23 protein-coding genes and 2 pseudogenes are annotated in these 18,756 nt (G+C 37.7%); 21 read left to right on the plus strand and 4 right to left on the minus strand.

What is annotated here, in order from left to right:
- Window positions 1-375: 375 nt before the first annotated feature.
- Window positions 376-939, plus strand: a complete 564-nt coding sequence (locus ACXVYO_RS26845) for a recombinase family protein (protein WP_439998496.1) — start codon at window positions 376-378, stop codon at window positions 937-939.
- An 85-nt stretch (window positions 940-1,024) separates the two neighbouring features.
- Window positions 1,025-1,423, plus strand: a complete 399-nt coding sequence (locus ACXVYO_RS26850; RefSeq protein ID WP_458469283.1) for a CHRD domain-containing protein — start codon at window positions 1,025-1,027, stop codon at window positions 1,421-1,423.
- A gap of 87 nt (window positions 1,424-1,510) precedes the next feature.
- On the opposite strand, the gene ACXVYO_RS26855 is transcribed toward ACXVYO_RS26850, so the two are convergent.
- Window positions 1,511-1,690, minus strand: a complete 180-nt coding sequence (locus ACXVYO_RS26855) for a hypothetical protein (protein ID WP_458469285.1) — start codon at window positions 1,688-1,690, stop codon at window positions 1,511-1,513.
- Window positions 1,691-2,131: 441 nt separating this feature from the next.
- Between ACXVYO_RS26855 and ACXVYO_RS26860 the strand changes: the two genes are divergently transcribed.
- Window positions 2,132-3,088 (plus strand): VOC family protein, encoded by a 957-nt coding sequence (locus ACXVYO_RS26860; protein WP_458469287.1) that lies wholly within the window; start codon window positions 2,132-2,134, stop codon window positions 3,086-3,088.
- 221 nt (window positions 3,089-3,309) lie between these two features.
- On the opposite strand, the gene ACXVYO_RS26865 is transcribed toward ACXVYO_RS26860, so the two are convergent.
- From ACXVYO_RS26865 to ACXVYO_RS26875, 3 genes are all read right to left on the minus strand, one after another.
- Window positions 3,310-3,516, minus strand: coding sequence for a hypothetical protein (locus tag ACXVYO_RS26865; RefSeq protein ID WP_458469288.1), 207 nt, complete (start codon window positions 3,514-3,516; stop codon window positions 3,310-3,312).
- A 175-nt stretch (window positions 3,517-3,691) separates the two neighbouring features.
- On the minus strand, window positions 3,692-3,913 hold the full coding sequence (locus ACXVYO_RS26870; RefSeq protein WP_097879987.1) for a hypothetical protein: 222 nt from the start codon (window positions 3,911-3,913) through the stop codon (window positions 3,692-3,694).
- 18 nt (window positions 3,914-3,931) lie between these two features.
- On the minus strand, window positions 3,932-4,129 hold the full coding sequence (locus ACXVYO_RS26875; RefSeq protein WP_025967175.1) for a hypothetical protein: 198 nt from the start codon (window positions 4,127-4,129) through the stop codon (window positions 3,932-3,934).
- 139 nt (window positions 4,130-4,268) lie between these two features.
- On the opposite strand from ACXVYO_RS26875, the gene terS reads away from it, so the two are divergent.
- The 18 genes and pseudogenes from terS (at window position 4,269) to ACXVYO_RS26965 (ending at window position 18,756) form a co-directional block, all read left to right on the plus strand.
- On the plus strand, window positions 4,269-5,069 hold the full coding sequence (gene terS / locus ACXVYO_RS26880; RefSeq protein ID WP_458469290.1) for a phage terminase small subunit: 801 nt from the start codon (window positions 4,269-4,271) through the stop codon (window positions 5,067-5,069).
- Window positions 5,041-5,460, plus strand: a pseudogene (locus ACXVYO_RS26885) (PBSX family phage terminase large subunit); the annotation flags it as partial. The gene terS and the pseudogene ACXVYO_RS26885, both read left to right, overlap by 29 nt.
- A 119-nt stretch (window positions 5,461-5,579) precedes the next feature.
- Window positions 5,580-6,236, plus strand: a complete 657-nt coding sequence (locus ACXVYO_RS26890; RefSeq protein ID WP_458469291.1) for a hypothetical protein — start codon at window positions 5,580-5,582, stop codon at window positions 6,234-6,236.
- A 196-nt stretch (window positions 6,237-6,432) separates the two neighbouring features.
- Window positions 6,433-7,329, plus strand: a pseudogene (locus ACXVYO_RS26895) (PBSX family phage terminase large subunit); the annotation flags it as partial.
- Window positions 7,329-8,867, plus strand: a complete 1,539-nt coding sequence (locus ACXVYO_RS26900) for a phage portal protein (RefSeq protein WP_458469292.1) — start codon at window positions 7,329-7,331, stop codon at window positions 8,865-8,867. The pseudogene ACXVYO_RS26895 and the gene ACXVYO_RS26900, both read left to right, overlap by 1 nt.
- Complete coding sequence (locus ACXVYO_RS26905; protein ID WP_458469293.1) at window positions 8,854-9,780, plus strand: phage minor head protein; 927 nt, start codon at window positions 8,854-8,856, stop codon at window positions 9,778-9,780. The genes ACXVYO_RS26900 and ACXVYO_RS26905 overlap by 14 nt, the downstream gene beginning before the upstream one ends.
- Window positions 9,781-9,831: 51 nt before the next feature.
- Window positions 9,832-11,049 (plus strand): XkdF-like putative serine protease domain-containing protein, encoded by a 1,218-nt coding sequence (locus tag ACXVYO_RS26910; RefSeq protein ID WP_458469295.1) that lies wholly within the window; start codon window positions 9,832-9,834, stop codon window positions 11,047-11,049.
- A gap of 19 nt (window positions 11,050-11,068) precedes the next feature.
- Complete coding sequence (locus ACXVYO_RS26915) at window positions 11,069-11,998, plus strand: phage major capsid protein (RefSeq protein ID WP_458469297.1); 930 nt, start codon at window positions 11,069-11,071, stop codon at window positions 11,996-11,998.
- A 6-nt stretch (window positions 11,999-12,004) separates the two neighbouring features.
- On the plus strand, window positions 12,005-12,172 hold the full coding sequence (locus ACXVYO_RS26920; RefSeq protein WP_429704829.1) for a YqbF domain-containing protein: 168 nt from the start codon (window positions 12,005-12,007) through the stop codon (window positions 12,170-12,172).
- Window positions 12,173-12,177: 5 nt separating this feature from the next.
- The gene (gene yqbG / locus ACXVYO_RS26925) at window positions 12,178-12,570 is read left to right on the plus strand and encodes a protein YqbG (RefSeq protein WP_429704828.1); all 393 of its coding nucleotides are present in this window, start codon (window positions 12,178-12,180) and stop codon (window positions 12,568-12,570) included.
- Entirely contained in the window at window positions 12,570-12,962 is a 393-nt protein-coding gene (locus ACXVYO_RS26930) for a DUF3599 family protein (protein ID WP_458469299.1), read from the plus strand. Before yqbG ends, ACXVYO_RS26930 begins: the two co-directional genes overlap by 1 nt.
- Window positions 12,947-13,432: an HK97 gp10 family phage protein gene (locus ACXVYO_RS26935; protein WP_458469301.1), complete on the plus strand. Its 486-nt coding sequence runs from the start codon at window positions 12,947-12,949 to the stop codon at window positions 13,430-13,432. The genes ACXVYO_RS26930 and ACXVYO_RS26935 overlap by 16 nt, the downstream gene beginning before the upstream one ends.
- 3 nt (window positions 13,433-13,435) lie before the next feature.
- A complete protein-coding gene (locus ACXVYO_RS26940; RefSeq protein WP_458469303.1) occupies window positions 13,436-13,834 on the plus strand; it encodes a hypothetical protein in 399 nt (132 codons plus the stop codon).
- 14 nt (window positions 13,835-13,848) lie between these two features.
- Entirely contained in the window at window positions 13,849-14,313 is a 465-nt protein-coding gene (locus ACXVYO_RS26945) for a phage major tail protein, TP901-1 family (RefSeq protein ID WP_429704824.1), read from the plus strand.
- A gap of 65 nt (window positions 14,314-14,378) precedes the next feature.
- Entirely contained in the window at window positions 14,379-14,795 is a 417-nt protein-coding gene (locus tag ACXVYO_RS26950) for a DUF6096 family protein (protein ID WP_458469305.1), read from the plus strand.
- Between the two features lie 77 nt (window positions 14,796-14,872).
- Window positions 14,873-15,133, plus strand: a complete 261-nt coding sequence (locus ACXVYO_RS26955; protein WP_458469306.1) for a hypothetical protein — start codon at window positions 14,873-14,875, stop codon at window positions 15,131-15,133.
- 15 nt (window positions 15,134-15,148) lie between these two features.
- The gene (locus ACXVYO_RS26960) at window positions 15,149-17,875 is read left to right on the plus strand and encodes a phage tail protein (protein WP_458469308.1); all 2,727 of its coding nucleotides are present in this window, start codon (window positions 15,149-15,151) and stop codon (window positions 17,873-17,875) included.
- Window positions 17,875-18,756, plus strand: a complete 882-nt coding sequence (locus ACXVYO_RS26965; RefSeq protein ID WP_458469309.1) for a phage tail domain-containing protein — start codon at window positions 17,875-17,877, stop codon at window positions 18,754-18,756. The genes ACXVYO_RS26960 and ACXVYO_RS26965 overlap by 1 nt, the downstream gene beginning before the upstream one ends.

The following is an 18,756-nucleotide window of genomic DNA, read 5'->3' on the forward strand; positions in this document are numbered from 1 at the left end:
TTTCTTGTCCGTATTAATTTTTAATTGTGTTCCATTAGATGATTTGAATTCTAGTTTTAATTTCATGTGTAAGCCTCTTTCCGAAGTAATGTTTGATTATTAATCGATTAGTACCATTGCTTATATGTTTATTATATTGTGTTCAATAATTTTGTAAGGAGGATCAGCGAATTAAATAATTATTTTTTTGGTTATCAAACCTGTTTTTATTTATTATCATATGTCCTGTTCGTGTGTCTAAAAGTTGACCCTTTTGTACAATTAAAATTTATAGATTAAAAACTTGGTAAATGGATAGTTGTTAATGTCTAGAAGATAGTCTAAAATTAAAGTATATAATTCTTAAGACTTTTAGACTATTTTGAGGTGATTTGGATGGCTATTGTTGGTTATGCAAGGGTAAGTACAAAAGATCAAAATTTAGATGCGCAAATTGAAATGTTAACAGATTATGGATGTGACAAAATATATTCTGAAAAATACAGTGGAGCTAATAGCGATCGAGAAGAATTGCAAAAAGCATTAGAGTATATGAGAGACGGAGATAAATTTGTTGTTTGTAAAATAGACCGTTTAGCTAGATCAATATTCGACTTACATAAGATTGCAAATGAATTAGCTGATCGAGGAATAGCGGTGGTATTTCTTAAAGAACAAATTGATTTTTCAACACCTGCAGGTAAATTGATGTTTACTATGCTAGGGGCTATTGCTGAGTTTGAAAGAGATTTAATTAATGAAAGAACATCTGAAGGCCGAGAAAGGGCTAAAGCGATGGGCAAACATATGGGACGTAAAGGGCAGGATGAAAAACAAGTGAAACAAGCCATGAACTTATTTTTTAATAGAAAAGAAAATGGTTTAAGTGTGAATGATATTTTTAAAATGACTGGTGTCCCACGCTCTACTATTTATGCTAAAGCTAAAGAATTAAAGTAGCGAATCCGCTGCTTTTTTATTTTGTCACCATTTAAAAAGGACGAGCATATATTAGGAGTAAATAAAAGGCATAGGAGTGATAAATATGTTCTTCGCAAAGTTACGTGGCAGAAATGAAGTTCCGCCAGTAGAAACCGATGCTCGAGGACAAGCTTTCTTTAAATTAAGCCGGGACGAGCTTAGTTTAAAATTCAAGTTGGAGTTATTCGATATTGAGAATGTAGTAGTTGCCCATCTGCATCTAGGAGCAAAAGGAACGAACGGTCCTGTTGTAGCTTTTTTATTTGGACCTATAACAAATCCGGTTTCAATAGAGTGTGCAACTTTTACAGGAATGATCACTCAAGAGGATTTGGTTGGGCCGTTGGCTGGTCAAACATTAGATGCTCTTGTAAATGAAATCATGGCTGGAAATATTTATATTAATGTTCATACAGTACAACATCCTAATGGCGAAATTCGTGGTCAACTGTATCATTGTTAATTAGAAAACAATATGAAATTATAATTAATTAAAAGTAGCGAATCTGCTGCTTTTTTTATTTTATAAAGAAAAAAAGCCCTACCTAGGCTATATGATTTTCTTCATACCACATTGACGACATTCTCTTAAGAAGATGAAATCTTTAACGGAACTCTTGAATGCGGTATTGTCGCAATTATCACAGTGACCGCTGATTTTATCGGGATGTTCTTTGTATGTGTATATTTTGCTTAGATCGTACTTTTGTTCAGGTTGCTTATTCTCCATTCGTTCACCTATATATCAATCTGAATTTCCATAGTCTTTTCACAATAAATTAGCTGAAAATATAAGATTACATACTATACGCGAAAGAGTATAAAACAAAGGAATTATATAAGGGATTAATTGCTTTTGGAGGAGGACATAGCCTATAGCGGTAGGCGTATCCGCAGATGTAAAGCATCGAGGATCTTAAAAATAAGAATAATCAACTAAACAAAGGATTATAAATTGGGGTACCACCACATATCCATCAACTTAAGAAAACAAGTCACCCCAAAAACGATAAATAAGCTTCTTCATTACAAGAATGCCTAAAAATTTCGTTCTAGGGGTGCAAAAAAACCTTAGCTTGATGGCTATGTGTCTCTAGCCCAAATTGTTCAATGTAATTAAAACGAATTTTTCTTTTATCACAATTATTGAATTCAAGGAGAGTGGATGAAGATGCATGCTGAAATTAAATTCATTCATCACGTCGGCCATGTAGTCTCCGATATGGAAGCTACACTCGAGCTGTACAGAAAACTGGGATTTGTCTGTTCACCGCCGTCCTATCCGGCGTTGGCTGAAAATGAAGGAGAACTTCCGAAGCCATTCGGAGCAGCCAATTCGCATGTTGAATTTTTAAGCAGCTTTATCGAAATCGTAACGGTTGCCGAGAAAGGCGCGAGGATTCCGATCAATGCAAAACTCGTTCCGTTGCAGGCATCGCCGGATGTGCTCCAAGAAATAATTAGAAAAATCAAACGCACTGTCGATACTGTCTCCAGATGTCTATCCCGTTATGAAGGAGCGCATATTCTTTGTTTCGGTACAGAGGATGCCGACCAGACAGCGGACCGTTTCCAACGGAGTGGAATCAGTCATAGCGGCGTTAACACCGTGCAGCGACCTCTTGAGTTGTCCGGGGGAATTCAACTTATTCCTGTGCGCTATTTGGAAATTGACGGGGACAACGTGCACGAAGGTCGTTTGGCTGCAGCGGAAAGCCCACCCTCAGCCATAATGGAGGGGCAAATGCCTCCGAACCATCCGAATGGGGCGACGGATCTAGTCGAATCAATCTTATGCGTAGACGATACCGAGCTGGACGAATTCACTAGGCGATACGGCCGATACTTGGATTGTGAGGTCCGGACGAATGGAGTGACACACATCTTCAATTTGGAAGGGGCTCGCATCACAATCGTTCCCAAATCGCGGTTGTCAGAGTTGCTACCAGGAGAGATGGCACCCCCGGTGCCGGGATTCGCCGGGTACGCGGTAACAGTGAGCGACATCTCCCACACACGAAGTTATCTCGAAGAGAACGGTTTACCGATAGCGGAGACGAACTCGGGCGACATCTTCGTACCGGCGGCCTCGGCGCTTGGTGCTGCTATCGTGTTCAGGAAAGCGTAGCCGCGAAAAGCAAACAATCTGCGTTAAATTGAAACAGGGGTAGATTAGGATTTTAAAAAATACTAATTTTCTGTAAGTGTCTTAAAAGGCACAAAACAACTGTTTACGGTATAAAAATAGTACTATTACCAAGAGGAATTTTTTACTTCTCCTTAGGATAGCACTACACTACATTAATATAGCTTAAATATAATACCATGAAGTGTTCGCATAGTGGCTGATTAATTCGATTCAGAAGTTGTGTAGTTTTTCTTGATGATATCTTTTATATTGATAATTAAGGATATAAGAAATCCAGCAGCTAGGATACCATTTACCCAGTAATATGTATTTCCTGATGTGAACTTATTATAAAAGGAATCGACATTATAATATAATAAGCCTGCTGAAAGGACGGTAGAAATTACTAACGTACCAAAACTTTTCAAGGTGTTCACCTCGGTTCTAAAAGTTGTGACTTTTTATACAATTATACATGGGTATTAATGGATTTAAAATGAAATGTAAAGGAATTACCGTGAGTTAGGGGAATATGACAGACAGCGAATAGGCTGCTTTTTATTTTGCATATAAAAAAGGAAACCACAAAGGCTCCCTTTTATATTACGCTGTCTTATAATTTTTATTTTTAATCCTATTTTTAGTATCCATAAATGCGGCGAATGTAGCTATAGCACCACCTAAATAATAGACTTGGAATTTGTGGTCAAAAGCTAATCCTGTAATAAAATTGTAGCCGTATATAAAACATGTAATACCGAATAACCATAACATGAATTTCAAATCTTTTAAGCTCAATCTATAATTCTTAATTTTTTTCCACATATGTATCAACTCCTATTGTTATGAGGTTCTGTAGTTTTTCTTTTTGAAATCTCGCATGTTGAGGATAAAGAATAGAAGGAAGATAACAGCTCCGATGCCATTAATCCAGTAGTATGTGCGCCCTGTTGTGAATCCGTTATAGAATTCATAGGCATTCCAAATTACAAGAAGTACTGAGCAGACAGTAGAAATCATTAATGAGCCAAAACTTCTCATGATTTTCACCTCGATTCGAATTTTTAGAACTTTTTATATAATTATACATTTAAATAAAAGGATTTTCAAAAGGAATTACCATAAGGAGGAGTTATAACGAGTTTCTTCTTATTATATAGAAGGTGGTGGGTGATATGGAGTGAAACAAAAACACGAGTTAGCTCAAGAAGATTACATGCAAGGTATGAAGTATAAGGAACTGGCTGAGAAATATGAGGTCAGTATTAATACAATTAAGTCCTGGAGAAAAAGGCATGGTTGGAATCGAAAAGGGGTGCACCCAAAAGATGAAAAAGGATGCACCAAAACCAAGAAAACGGGTGCACCCCTTGGCAATAAGAATGCAGTGGGTAATTCGGGCAACAAGAATCCTAAATGGGGTAATAAGAATGCTGTAGGGCATGGCCCGCCAAAAGGGAACCATAACGCTATGACGCATGGTTTCTTTCGAAAACACTTTCCAGAAGATGTGGCTGATTTAGCTGCTGAGATCATGGAGAAGAATCCAATTGATATGTTATGGGAAAACATAACGATTCAATATACAGCAATTATTAGGGCACAACGATTGATGTTTGTTGAATATCAAGAAGATACAACAAAAGAACTACGAAAAAATAAAGTTACTGAGAGTGGTTTTGAAGAAGAATGGGAAATTCAATTTGCTTGGGACAAACATGCTACTTTCTTAAATGCACAATCAAGGGCAATGACTACTTTATCGCAGCTTATAGAAAGATTCGATAGACTAGCGAGTGTTGATGATAAGAGAAGATTAGAGTTAGATAAATTGAAAGCTGATATAGAGAAAACGAAAGCTGATACTGCTCGTATTAAGGGTGAAGATGGTGAAGAGTACGAAGACGACGGTTTCAAAGAAGCGCTAGAAGGTAAGGTAGAGAAAGTGTGGGATGACCATGATAACGATTCCGAAGCGTAAAAAGAAACCTGCTCCATTCAAATTTAAGCCATTCTCCAAAAAGCAGCTGAAGGTATTAACCTGGTGGAAGCCTAACAGTCCCGTTAAAGATTATGACGGGATTATTTGCGATGGTTCTATTCGTGCGGGAAAAACAGTATCGATGGCTCTTTCCTATGTTATGTGGGCAATGGAATCATTTGAAGGCGAGAACTTTGGTATGTGTGGTAAAACGATTGGATCACACCGTCGTAACGTTATAACGCCACTTAAAAAGATGCTGAAGTCACGCGGGTATAGGGTTAAAGATCATAGAAGTGAGAATATGCTTACCATTACTAAAGATAGCGTAACAAACTTCTTTTATATTTTTGGTGGTAAAGATGAAAGTTCCCAGGATTTGATCCAGGGTAGTGATGCCCTCCACTATAGTAATATGGTGGCAAACATCGGGCAAAATCGGCAGACGCTAAGTCTTTGGTATTTGCGGGTATGACATTGGGTGGCGTAATATATTTATATTAGAAAGGGGTGTTATACTTGCAAGATTTAACAGGTCAAGTGTTTGATATGATTACAGTCTTAGAATTTTCTCATAAAACTTATGAGAATAAGAGATACCGTTCTTTTTGGAAGTGTAAATGCGAATGCGGAAAAGAGTTTGTGAGAAGAACAGACCAAATAAAAACTAAACGTGGCTATAAAAGTTGCGGTTGCTATCGACTGGAGTTTTCAAAGCGATTTTTCAATGAAAATAATCCAAATAAAACTCATGGTTTGTCAAATACACGATTATATAAAATTTATAGAAAAGTAATAGAACGCTGTTACTACGAAAAATACGAAGAGTTCCATTTATATGGTGGACGAGGTATTAAAATGTGTGATGAATGGAGAAATGACTTCTTATCGTTCTACAATTGGTCTTTGGAAAACGGTTATAATGATGATTTATCTATTGATAGAATCGATTATAACGGGAACTATAATCCTGATAATTGTAGGTGGGTTGATGACATCACACAAGGTAATAACAAGCGAAACAATATCGTGTTGACTCACAACGGATTAACAATGACTTTGCCTGAATGGGCTAGGTATTTAAAACTTCCGTATTCAACATTAGCAAACAGAAGAAAAAAAGGTAAGACTGTAGAAGAAATATTAGATCCTGTTAAAAAGAGATAAGTGAATGCCGAGGTAAACGAGTAGATTGCGAAAGGCTACTCGTCACCGTAGAGCGTAGAGGGTGAATAAATATAATCCCTCCAAGAGTGCCCGACAGCCAGTAAAAGGTTGTCTTTTTTATTGGTTGAAAACGTACGCCGAACTTATAGGAAACTATAAGAAGCAGAGGATAAAAAGCCTTTGCGATAACAATTAGATCACTTTAGCCGGATGTTTCTTTGATGAAGTAGTGCTTATGGTACGTTCATTTGTTAACCAAGCGACTGGCCGTTGTTCTGTAGAAGGTTCAAAAGTCTGGTTTAACTGCAATCCAGGTGGTCCGTATCATTGGTTTAAAACAGAATGGCTAGATAAAGCGAAAGAAAAGAACATGCTGCACCTTCGCTTTACTATGAATGACAACTTATCACTGTCCGAAAAAGTAAAAAAGCGTTATTACAAAATGTACAGTGGAGTTTTCTACAAGCGGTATATATTAGGACTTTGGGCAGCTGCTTCTGGACTTATATTCGATATGTTTGATGAAAATAAGCATAAAGTTCCTACGATTCAAAGGGAGTACGTTGAATACTTTGTCTCTTGTGACTATGGTACGCAGAACGCCATGGTATATGGATTGTGGGGTAAGTGCATCGAAAAAGGTGAAGAAGTATGGTACAAGGTGAAAGAGTACCGTTATAGCGGTAGAGAAACAGAAAAGCAGAAAACAGATCAGGAATACTACGAAGACTTTGAGGGATTTGTAGGGGAGTTGCCAATCCGTGGTACAGTAGTTGACCCGTCCGCTGCTTCATTTATAGCTTTGCTAGTTAGGAACAAACGAAAAGTATATAAGGCCCGAAATAATGTTAAAGAGGGTATTGGTAATGTCGGTGTTGCACTTAACACGGGCATTATTTATTTTAACGATTGCTGTAACGAAACATTTAAAGAATTCGCTTCTTATATATGGGATGAAAAATCAGTTGAACGTGGTGAAGATAAGCCACTGAAAGAGAATGATCACCATATGGACGAAACAAGATACTTTGTTAATACAATTATTTACGGACTGCGTAAAAAGAAGAAAAAGAAAAGAGGTGAAGCAACTTAATGATGAATAAAAGGAAAGTTAGTGCCAAAGTAATTAAGGCGGCGGGAACAAGTGCTCAGGTACTATCCCGCCAGCAAGAGAGTGAAAATGAGAAGTATGCTGTAAATGAAATCATTGAACCACCTTATAGAATAGAAGACCTACAGCAGATTAGAGAAAATAGTACGATTCTTGGGCAATGTATTGATGCGTACAAGCGTAATATAGCTGGGTTTGGTCATGAAATGAAGTATAAGCAAGATGATAACAAAGAAACCCCTGAAATGAGGGCGGAGTGGACGTTAGTTGATACTGAAATTATTCCGTTATTTAGCTTCGAAAAGCCATTCAAGGAGATTCTTGAAACGGGCATTGATGATAAAGAGACGACTGGCAATGGTTATATTGAAGCGATTCGTAATTTAGAAGGAAAGCCTGCTGAATTAATAAATATGTTACCGCAGTACATGCGAGTGACTCGTAAAGATGATAACCCCCAAGAAGTTACATACTTAATTAACGGAAAAGAAGTCAAAAGAAAGAAAAGGTTCCGTCGCTATGTACAACGAGTAGGATCAGTAGATACTTATTTCAAAGAGTTTGGCGATCCGCGTTTCTTAAATAAAGAGACTGGTGAGTTTTCCGATGTTTCGTTAGGAGAGAAAAACGCTACCGAAGTCATTCATTTGAAGATTGGTAATGGAACATATGGCATTCCGCGTTGGGTATCGCATGTTGTACACATGGTAGGGGCTAGAAAGGCAGAAGAATTAAACCTTCGCTATTTCAAACAAGGTAGGCATATTCCAATGGCTATATTGCTGAAGAATGGCATTCTATCAGAAGAAAGCGAAGCTGCTCTTACCGATTATGTTTCAAATGTCGAAGGTGAAGATAATCAACATAAATATCTCTTATTGCAAGTTGAAAATGCAGATGAAGGTGTAGTTGGTGATACACAGCCAAACATTGATATAGAGTTGAAATCACTAGCGGATGTATTGCAAAATGATGCCTTATTCCTTGAATACGATGAGAAATCACGCCAAAAGGTACAATCAGCATTCCGTTTGCCAGATGTATATGTTGGTTACATTAGAGACTTTAACAGAGCAACTGCTGAATCTGTGCGTGAGATTACAGAAGAGCAGGTGTTTGAACCTGAGCGTAACAGCTTAGAGTTCATCATTAATAACGTTCTTCTGCTTCCATATGGATTAAAACACGTATATGTGAACCTACGTAAGTCAGAAATTAGTAACACGGAAGATATGGTTAAAACCATTGAGGTATTGGCTGATAAGGGCGGTTTAACATTTCGAGATATACGTAATATCGCTGGTAATATGCTAAATAAAGAGTTCTCTGATTATGATATTCCTGAAGTAGATCAACCGGTTGCTTTAGTTTTAGAAAGACATCGTAAAGTAAGTGGTTGGCAAAAAGGATTAGGAGAAACTCTACAGAAGTCAGCTGACAGCAATTCAAATGAGGAACTAGTCAATGTAATGAAAGACCTATGTGACTTACTGGAGTCGATGCAAAATGCAGAAGATTGATAAGCTCTTAGTTTCTCTTAATGAATGGATTGCAAAGGCTGATACGGACGATTTCACAGTTTCTTTGCCTACTGATCTAGAAGTATTGGACATGTTACCAGGATACGTTGAGGAATTTGAAAAAGAAATTGCTAAACTGCTTCGGAAACAGAAGAAGTACTTTGTCGATGGAATTAAGAACTATATGAAAAAAGATGATGTGGAGAAGGGTATCAAGATAAAGGACATTATCGACTTTGTCACTGGTAGCCTATTTGGGGCGGATACCTTTGCTAAAAGCCTGAGCAAAGCAGCAAGGAAGTTTCTTGATTATACGATGAAGGACATGACAAAAGCTTTTATGGATGCGATTGACCCGGATATTCAATTTAATATCTTCTCAAAACGTACTACAAAGTGGATTGAAAGTTGGGCGGATGAATTAGGAAAGATTATGAAGATTAACTCTCACAAAGCAGTAGAGCGGATTTTAAACGAAGGATTAGAGAAAGGGAAAGGTATTCGTGAAATAGCAGGAGAACTTGCGAAGCTTCCGGAATTCGACCGTAAAAGAGCGAAGAGGACAGCGCAGACCGAAGTCCTTGCAGCATGTTCCGCTTCTCAATTTGAATCATATTGCCAATCCCCTGCGGTTACGGGTAAGAAGTGGCGTCATAGCGGTGCGAAGAATAACCAACCGCGTGACAATCATGTGGCGTATGACGGTACAACGGTTCCGGTTGAAGAACCTTTCGTTCTACCAGATTCCGGTGAAAAATGTATGTTTCCTCGTGATAGTTCGTTAAGTGCGAAAGAAAGAGTAAATTGCAAATGTGTTCTTCAGCCTGCAGTAGATAACAACATATTAGGGCTATCTGAAGAAGAGAAGCAGAAGATTAGGGAAGAAACTTTGAAGGAGTTGAGTAGAAAATGAAGACTTCTAAAACTATGCTGATTCATATTTGAAAGGAGGTGAATAGAACAGATGACAAAGCGAAAATTGAAGAATCTACAAGTCTCACACGTTTCTTATGTAAATGCAGGTGCAAATAAAAGAGAATTCTTTTTGACTAAATCAGACCAAGAACCGAACTTTGAAAAAGAAGTGCGTGTTATTAAATCAAATGATGAAGAAAAACGTTTAGTATATGGAATTGTTTATGAACCTGGCGTTTTAGACAGTCATAACGATTTCACGGACGAATCAACTATCGAAAAAGCAGCTCATGAATTCATGTTGAAATATCGTCAAATCGATAAGGACCACGATTTCCAAGCGGGTGTTGGTGAAGTTGTAGAATCCTATATCGCTCCTGCTGATATGGAAGTGAATGGTGAGACTATTACAAAAGGTACATGGATACTTGTCACTAAAGCAACCGAAGAGGTATGGGAGGCAATCCAGAAGGGTGACTACAAAGGTTATTCTTTAGCGGGAATCGCTGAAACAGAAGTAATTGAGGAAGAAGTAACGAAAACTGAAGAGAAACAAATGAAGTCCTTCTTCCAATTGGTGAAGGGCTTTTTTAGTGGAGAAAACGTTCAAAAAGGCGAGGTTAGGGATAAATTTAACCAGAATAAACACCGCCGTGATGTTAACGCCTCGTTCTCTGCATTAGAAGATACTTTCTATCAATCGTTATGGAATGCCCCTACTGCTGATGCTATCGACTTAGATCGTATTGAAGTAGCCGCACTTGAATTTGTTGAGATTATCAATGAATTGAAGGATACAGAAGCAGTTGTAAAGGCATGGGAGGAAAAACCTGTTGTATCTCTTGCTGAAGAAGTAGAGAAAGCAGCTAAGAAGATCAGTGTTCCAAACATGGGAGATATCGACGCTGCTATTGAGTCATTAACAAATATAAAAACACGCGTCACACCTTCAACGGAAGGCGCAGAGAGTGAGGGAAACAATATGGAGTTTAACCAAGAACAATTAGAAAAAACATTAACTTCAGCAGTAGAAAAGGCTGTTGGTCCAATTAAGGAAGAGTTAGCTATTGTTAAGAAACACCTTAATCTCGACGAGGAAAAAACAGAAGAAGATATTAAGGTAGAAAAAGCTGTTGAAGCTGCTACTGCTCCTTTACGTGAAGAGATTGAAGCATTAAAGAAATCTCAAGGTATTAGTAACCAGCAAGATACTGATGTTATCGAGAAAGCAGAAGTTAAAAAATCTGTATGGAATGGCTTACTGTAAGCCTGAAGGAGGAAAATATATGACACTTAATAACAAAACAATTATTGAAAAAGCGGACGTTACTCTTGCCACATTAGCTAGTGGTGGTTTAATGAATCCTGAACAAGCTGATACATTCTTACGTATGGTGCAAAATTCTCCTACTATTCTAAAGGACTCACGTTTTGTTCAAATGGCTTCAGACACACTTAAAATTGAAAAAATCGGATTTGGTTCCCGTATTCTTCGCCCTGGTGTTGAAGGTGTACCTTTAAAAGACTCTGATCGCTCTGCTCCATCAACTAGCACAATTACGTTAAATGCTAAAGAAGTAATTGCGGAAGTGCATATTACTTATGATACATTGGAAAACAATATTGAGGGAGGTAATCTTCAAAATACTATCATGCAGATGATAGCAGATCGTGCTGCATTAGATATCGAAGAGCTAATTTTGAATGGTGATATAGCGTCTACAGATTCATATTTAGCTTTATTAGATGGGCTTCGCAAACAAGCAACTTCGCATGTTGTAGATTGTGCTGCAGGTGCATTTACTAAAGATGTATTTAAGAAAGCCTATAAAGCTGTTCCTGCTAAGTACCTACGTAACCCTAAAGACTGGAAGTTTTACACATCGCATGGTTTAGAAATTGAATGGAAAGACCAAGTAGCGATGCGACAAACTAACTTAGGGGATGTTTCACTTCAAGGTGGTTTAGCTTCTGCTTATGGTGTTCCAGTAGAGGGGATTGCTATGTTACAACCATATAATGATGGAGAAAATACTGTATCTGATATTTTATTAACGCCGCCTAAAAATATTGTGACAGGTATGAGCCGTAATATTCGAATTGAGGTAGATAAGGATATTCGCTCTCGTAAATTCATTATTGTTTTAACTGCGAAGGTTGATGTGAAGTTCGAAGAGGAAGATGCAGTTGCAAAAGTTATCAAAGTTAAGGAGTGATGACTTTTGAATTATTACGTTAAATTAATTGTTGGTAAAACATATGACGTCCATGAACGTCTTTTTTTATTGGGCCAAGAAGATAAGGTTACAAAGAAAACTTATGATTATCTAAATGGTAATGAACAATTTGAAGTTCGAAAAGAAGGTAGCAAATCTAAAGGAGAGGAGTGATAAGTATGCCGCTTATTACTGCTCAAGAATTAATAGATTACACTGTACTGCCTGAAGTGAAGAAACGTCCTGTTCCTCTATTGGAGCAGGATATTCTTGAGGCAGAAACAGAGATTAATAATATCCCTAACATAGCTAATTTTGCTGATAAGACGAAATTCCCGGTAATTCCCGAAGAGGTAAAACTAGCTTGTAAGAAATTAGCTCAGTATTATGCGTATACAAATGCTGATACTACTGCAATGAAGGGTATTAAGTCTGAAAGTATTGGTAGTGGTGACTATTCTTATACAAAGGATAGTTCCAGCATCACAAAACCTTCTGTATTATACCTTTTGCAAAAGTTTATGGATCATAAAGGAAAAAATAAAATCACATTCAAAATGGGGGCTATTTAATGTCTTTGCAAGGGATGATGGTCCATGAATGTGATATTTACCATTTACAGAAGGAAACAAATCCTGGGAAGTATGGGCAACCAGGAGAAGAGGTTTATTTATACCATGATACTCCTGATATAGCAGAACAAAGCTGCTACTTTGCAGAGAATATGGCGGTTGCTAGACCTACTGCAATACAATCTGCGCCGAACCAGTTAAATGAACAGCATACACGAGTGTTATTTATGACTGGTACAGATATAAAACATAATGACAAGGTAATCAAGAAGAATACTAGTGTCGTTTACTATATACGCAATCCATTTCCAGTAGTACATCCACTTACTGGTGAGGTTTCACATATAAAGGCCACTGCGGAGAGGAAGAGTGAGCCATGGCTAGCCAAATAACAACTAGGGGATTTCGTGAGTTCAGTGCAAAGTTGAATCGTATGGCAAGCGGATTAGATCGGAACGTTGCTTTATGGCTTGAAGCTAGCGGATTTCAATTTCTAGAAGAGGTGCAAAATCAAATCATTTCATTAGCAGTTGTAGATACTAGGCTTCTTTTGAATTCATTCACAAAAGGAGATGGAGAGAACGTATGGCGCTCCTCTGACGGTGGGGTGACGCTTGATGTGGGGACTTCGGTTTCTTATGCTAAGGTCTTGAATGACGGTCACCAACAAGTGAGACGATTCGTCCCAGGAAGATGGGAAGGCCATAATTTCGAGTATGATCCACATGCACCTACTGGGATGATGCTTACTGCTAAATTCATAGAAGGTCGTCCTTACTGGGATAATGCTATCGCTATATATGAGCGCATGTTCCAAACTGCATTTGACCGCCAATTTAGACAGTGGGTAAATGGAGGTTAGAGTATGTACGCACAAATACATGGATCTATGAAGGCTTTTGTCTTTGATAATTTACCGAAAGGAACATTTGCTTACCATGAGCAGGTCCCAGAAGAAATAAGGATACCTTCAGTTTACTTCCCGCACTTATCAACGAATGACATGAATAATACAAAAGATTCATTCACCTTACTGTACACGATGACAGTAAGGATTTTTTATGCAACTTCATCTGAAGCTATGCAAATTGCAGAAGAAATTGCAGATAAGATAAGGCGCAGTCGAACGCTATACCTTCGTAACGAAGATGGTAGTGAATCGTCTGACACGGTTTATTTTAAGCGAGTAACAACCGCTCCAAGTGGAGTTGGTTCTGCACAACTAACAATGATTTTTGAATACCAACAAGCCTATGTAAATTAAGGAGTGTGAAATTTATGGCTGAAACACCTGGAACAGTTAAGAACAAAATGTACCGTGGTGATGAGTTTATTATCGCTGCAAAAATAAAGGACCAGACCAATCAATCCATATTAGTTAGACCATTTGACCAAACCGAAGACTCTCATAATATTGAGGCTGATGAAATTGAAGCAGAGTCTAAAGATAGATCATATTCCGATTATGGAAAAAGAAAAGAAACTCGTTCATTCTCTTGTACATTAGCAGAAGGAGATCCATATTATCCTGCTGTTAAGGCTGCCATTAGAAATGGTGAATATATGGAGATTTATGAAATTAATATGAGAACGAAAGAAGCAGAAGCTGGTAGCTATATGATTACTTCTTTTGAACGTTCTTCATCTAACGGTGAATTTGTTTCTTATTCAGTTGAAGTAAAATTATCCGGATCTGTAAGGACAGAAACACTTACAGTAATTCCTAAAGGTGCAGGGCAGTAAAGGGCGGTTTTTACCGTCCTTTTTAAATTTGAAAATAATATCCAATTAAAGGGAGATTGATATATATGCGTTTTGAAATCGATAAAAAAGAATACGAATTAAAACTTACCTTCGGAAACATCTATGAATTAAATAAAAAATATGAAGGTGGTTCAAACGAAGTTGTAATGGCTTGTATGCAAGGAGATTTAGAGTTGTTTGTTGATGCTATCTACTTTGGATTAATGCATGCAAAAGAAGGATTTACACGCGATAAAGTTATGGAGAACATTGAAAAACAATTTGAAGAGGGGAAAATCTCTCAAGAGTTTATTGAAGAACTTTTAAATGAGGTGGTAGCAGAAAGTACTTTTTACCAAAAGACTACAAAAAAGTTGAGAAAACAAATGAAGAAGCAGTATCTAGCAAAGAATCCAGAAGCAGCGGAGAACCCAGAGATGATGGAAATGGTAGAGGAAATGTTCGGGAAGGTCGAAGAATAAAAGAATTTACTCGCGAAGACTTAGATAAAATTCAGCAAGATGGGTTTAGGTATTTAAAATTATTACCTAGCGAGGTTATGGAGCTTACCCCTCGTGAATTCAAAAATTTGATGATAGGCCGGAATGAGCAACACCTTGATGAGTTGCAAACAAATAGCGTATTTGCACTTATGATGCGTGTAGCCTATCATCATGATCCTAAAAAGAAATTGAAACCAACTGATTTATTCGACCGTAATAAGTTGAATGGAGAAAATAATCAAGAGTTAACTATTGAAGAAAAAATGCAAAAAGCGCAAGAACATATGCAGTTCTTACAAAATCTCAACTTCAATTAGAAAGGAGGGAGAGATTTGGCTACACAAGAAGAATTAGTTGTTCAGTTCAGGGCTGAAACGGATCAAATGCGTCGTGAAATTCAACAGATGCGTCGTGAAATGAACGATTTTGTTACATCAACCAGTCGAAGCTCCAGAGAATATCGACGTAGTATTGAAAATATGGGAGATGCAAACAGTGAATATAGTCGTCGATTAAGGCAGATGAAATACGAACAACGAGAAGCGATGAAGCCTCATATTGAAGAGTTAAAACGAACTAAACTTGCTTATTTGGATGCTGCTATGAGCATGGCAACATACTCTGGTAGCGCCCAGGATTTAATTGCTCAAGTTAACAGAATTGGTAAAGCAGAAAAAACCGCGAATGATGAAATTATGAAACTAGACAGAATGAAACAAGCTAGTATTTTGCAAACCATCGGTATGCTGAACAATATGTCTACAACATCAAGTAAACTACAAGGTAACTTACAACGTATGGGTAACCCATTATACAACGTTTCTAGAGGGGCTTTAGCAGCAACAAACGCAATGGAACGATTGGCGAATAGAAGTAGTGCTGCGCAGTTAGCTTTAGAATTTCTTGGGCCTACTGCGAATATGAAGCAGTTAAATGATCAAATTCGTATTATTAACCAATCTGTTATGGGAATGGGACAAGCATTTTTAGTCGTTGGTGCTGGAGCAGTTATGTTTTATGGCAAATTGCATAAAGCTAATATGGAAATGAACCCTAAATACGCAAAAGCATATAAAGACATGATGGAGTCACTTACTGAAGCGTTACAACCGATGAGGGATGCATTTGCTGCTTTAATGATACCTATTTATAATTTTGTTAACACAATGGCAAAAATGGTCATCGCATTTAATGAAGCACATCCTACTTTAGCAAAATTCATCCAAGGGACAATGATGTTAGTTCCAGCCTTAACACTCCTATTGCTGCCATTAGGTGCAGGAATGGGATTATTAAAAGGATATAGAGCGGCGTTTGCTGCTTTATGGATGATTATTAAACCGGCAGTAATGGTGTTAGCCATGGCGAGTCCTGTAGCATGGGCGCTAGCAGCTGCGATAACAGGTTTAGCTTTAGGATTTACTTATGCTTATAAAAATATAGAACCATTTAGGAACGCGGTAAATAACGTGATAACCGTTTTTAAAGCGTTTTGGCAAGTTTTACAAGGAAATAGCGATGGTGCAGCTAGTATGCTCACTTCACTTGGAATGTCACCAGAGAATACTAGAGCGATTATATCATTTGGTGAAACAGTTCGAGGGGTAATTGAAACAATTAAACAAGTTTTTTCAGGCTTTGCAGTATTCATGCAAGGCATTTTTGCGTTGTTCGCAGGTGATGAAGAAAACGGAACAGCATTATTAAAATCGCTAGGGATGAATCAGGCAACAATTACAACGGTTGTTAATACTGTATCGTCTATCAAGCAAGCAATAAGCGAATTTTTAAGCGAAATCTGGTCCTTCATGACTGCAATCGGCTCTCAAATAGCTCAGTTTTGGCTAGAAAACGGCAGCCAGATAAAACAAGCCTTTTCCGATTGTTGGTCCGTAGCGAGTGAAATAATAAAATCGGTAATGCCGATTATAGTCGCAGTTTTCCAATTTGCGTGGCCGATTATTAAAGAGATTGTGATTGGAACGCTAGAAGCGATACGTGATTTTATCCAAGGAATTCTAAAAGTTATACTCGGAATCGTGAAAGTTTTTTCTTCCCTTTTTACTGGTGATTGGGCTGGAGTTTGGGAAGGGGTTAAGGAAATTTGGTTCGGAGCACTAGAAGCGATTTGGGGTTACCTGCAATTATGGGGTGCTGGAAGAGTCCTGAAGTGGCTTGGTAAATTTGGAAATGACATAGGTCGGTTATTCGGTAAGTTTTGGGGAGATATAAAGAAAATTTGGAATGATGCCCTTGCAGATTTATATGTATTCTTCGGTTCGAAATTAGAAACTATAACCCGTCTAGCGCAAAGTTGGGGCGGTATGTTCAAAAATTTCTTTGTGGGAATTTGGGATGCAATTATAGGCGGAATACAAAGCAAAATGAACAATGTGGTTTCGGCGATTGGTTGGGTACTAGGACAAGCAGTAAATACAGTCCAACGTTTTGTCAGTTCCTTTTTCACAATTGGTCAGCAAATGATTTCTGGTCTTATTAATGGTATTTACAGTTATGCTAATAAACTTATAGACCAGGTGTTTAATATTGGTCGTTCCATAAAAGATACAATTACCGGATTTTTCCGTATCCACTCTCCTTCACGTGTGATGAGAGATATAGGGGTATACGTAGGTCAAGGTTTGGATCAAGGAATGGATAGTATGATAAATCCTCTTGTACGTACTGCATTAGACATGGCATCTGCTGTTAAAGATGGATTTTCCAGTTTGACAGATTCAATTCAGATGGGTGACATTCTTCCTGGTAATGTAGTAGCTCCTGTGATTCCTTCAATTTCAGGAAGTTACAATGCCCCATCATATGTATCTGGTGTTAATTCATCATCAGATTTCGGGCAACAAGCAATGATTAACTCTCAATCAGCTAATGTTGCAAGTCAAAATGATAATAGGTTAGTAGCAGCTGCAGTTAAAAATCTAGGTGACAAATTAGATAATCTACAAGTTGTTATGGAAGGTGAAACGGTAGGACGTATTGTACGACCTCATGTAAATGAAGGGAATGCAGTCGAAAACACAGTAAGGAGGTATTTCTAATGGACGTGCAAATCACAAGAATGAATGGACAAACTATGAAGCTATCTGACATAAACGTCCAGGCGCAAGACTTCCGTGTGGGATCGATTGAAATGCGTCCTATTTATACAGAAGTAGAAGGGGCAAATGGAAGAATTAGCACAGGATCTACTTACGGGGTACGGACTATAACCGTACCTTTTTATTTTAAGGCGCAGGATTTACTAGATGTAGCAATAACGAGAGATAAACTATTTGAAATGATGCTAAGTACGGAATCTTTTTATATTCGTGAATTACGACGATTAGAGTATCAAAATGGAGATAATCTAATCGTTAGTGGCAAACGATACAAAGTTAATATCTCCTCTACATTTGATATAGATCAGCAACTCAAATATGGATTTGGTGAGATAGAATTCGAAACAGCAGACTTACCATTCGCTGAATCGATTGGCAAATCATCTGATATCCAACGCGATGGTATAGATGTGTCGAGTGGACTTTGGGGAGCAGGAATGGGTATTATAGTTGATCCTGTTTCACACAAATATAAGCATAATATCGTACCAGGTCAGAAATTTAAAATTTACAATCCTGGTAATATACCAGTTCATCCTTTTGAACAAGAATTAAAGATAGTTATTAGTGATGTTGTAGGTGGTTCTATACGTTTTATAGTGAAAAATCTAACGAATTTTAGTACTGCTACAATTAATTATCCTCTTTCTAGTTCAGATATAGTAATTTATAACGGCCCGAATATTGGAAGAAATGGATTAGAATTTTTAAGAAATACAAAAAAAGATTTCATCGAGTTAGTCCCAGGTTGGAATACTTTTGAAGTGTTTAATTGCACCTCAGCAACGATAGAATTTGATTTTAGGTTTTACTACAAGTGA

The sequence above is a fragment of the Bacillus sp. BC08 genome (assembly GCF_054326875.1).

Excerpts from the sequence above, each read along its gene's own strand:
- ACXVYO_RS26950 (WP_458469305.1), top strand. The coding sequence starts at position 14,379 with ATGCGTTTTGAAATCGATAAAAAAGAATACGAATTAAAACTTACCTTC.
- ACXVYO_RS26915 (WP_458469297.1), top strand. The coding sequence starts at position 11,069 with ATGACACTTAATAACAAAACAATTATTGAAAAAGCGGACGTTACTCTT.
- ACXVYO_RS26955 (WP_458469306.1), top strand. The coding sequence starts at position 14,873 with ATGGAGCTTACCCCTCGTGAATTCAAAAATTTGATGATAGGCCGGAAT.
- ACXVYO_RS26900 (WP_458469292.1), top strand. The coding sequence starts at position 7,329 with ATGATGAATAAAAGGAAAGTTAGTGCCAAAGTAATTAAGGCGGCGGGA.
- ACXVYO_RS26870 (WP_097879987.1), bottom strand. The coding sequence starts at position 3,913 with ATGTGGAAAAAAATTAAGAATTATAGATTGAGCTTAAAAGATTTGAAA.
- ACXVYO_RS26965 (WP_458469309.1), top strand. The coding sequence starts at position 17,875 with ATGGACGTGCAAATCACAAGAATGAATGGACAAACTATGAAGCTATCT.
- ACXVYO_RS26935 (WP_458469301.1), top strand. The coding sequence starts at position 12,947 with ATGGCTAGCCAAATAACAACTAGGGGATTTCGTGAGTTCAGTGCAAAG.
- ACXVYO_RS26845 (WP_439998496.1), top strand. The coding sequence starts at position 376 with ATGGCTATTGTTGGTTATGCAAGGGTAAGTACAAAAGATCAAAATTTA.
- yqbG (WP_429704828.1), top strand. The coding sequence starts at position 12,178 with ATGCCGCTTATTACTGCTCAAGAATTAATAGATTACACTGTACTGCCT.
- ACXVYO_RS26930 (WP_458469299.1), top strand. The coding sequence starts at position 12,570 with ATGTCTTTGCAAGGGATGATGGTCCATGAATGTGATATTTACCATTTA.
- ACXVYO_RS26910 (WP_458469295.1), top strand. The coding sequence starts at position 9,832 with ATGACAAAGCGAAAATTGAAGAATCTACAAGTCTCACACGTTTCTTAT.
- ACXVYO_RS26855 (WP_458469285.1), bottom strand. The coding sequence starts at position 1,690 with ATGGAGAATAAGCAACCTGAACAAAAGTACGATCTAAGCAAAATATAC.
- ACXVYO_RS26875 (WP_025967175.1), bottom strand. The coding sequence starts at position 4,129 with ATGAGAAGTTTTGGCTCATTAATGATTTCTACTGTCTGCTCAGTACTT.
- ACXVYO_RS26905 (WP_458469293.1), top strand. The coding sequence starts at position 8,854 with ATGCAGAAGATTGATAAGCTCTTAGTTTCTCTTAATGAATGGATTGCA.
- ACXVYO_RS26860 (WP_458469287.1), top strand. The coding sequence starts at position 2,132 with ATGCATGCTGAAATTAAATTCATTCATCACGTCGGCCATGTAGTCTCC.
- ACXVYO_RS26945 (WP_429704824.1), top strand. The coding sequence starts at position 13,849 with ATGGCTGAAACACCTGGAACAGTTAAGAACAAAATGTACCGTGGTGAT.
- ACXVYO_RS26940 (WP_458469303.1), top strand. The coding sequence starts at position 13,436 with ATGTACGCACAAATACATGGATCTATGAAGGCTTTTGTCTTTGATAAT.
- ACXVYO_RS26850 (WP_458469283.1), top strand. The coding sequence starts at position 1,025 with ATGTTCTTCGCAAAGTTACGTGGCAGAAATGAAGTTCCGCCAGTAGAA.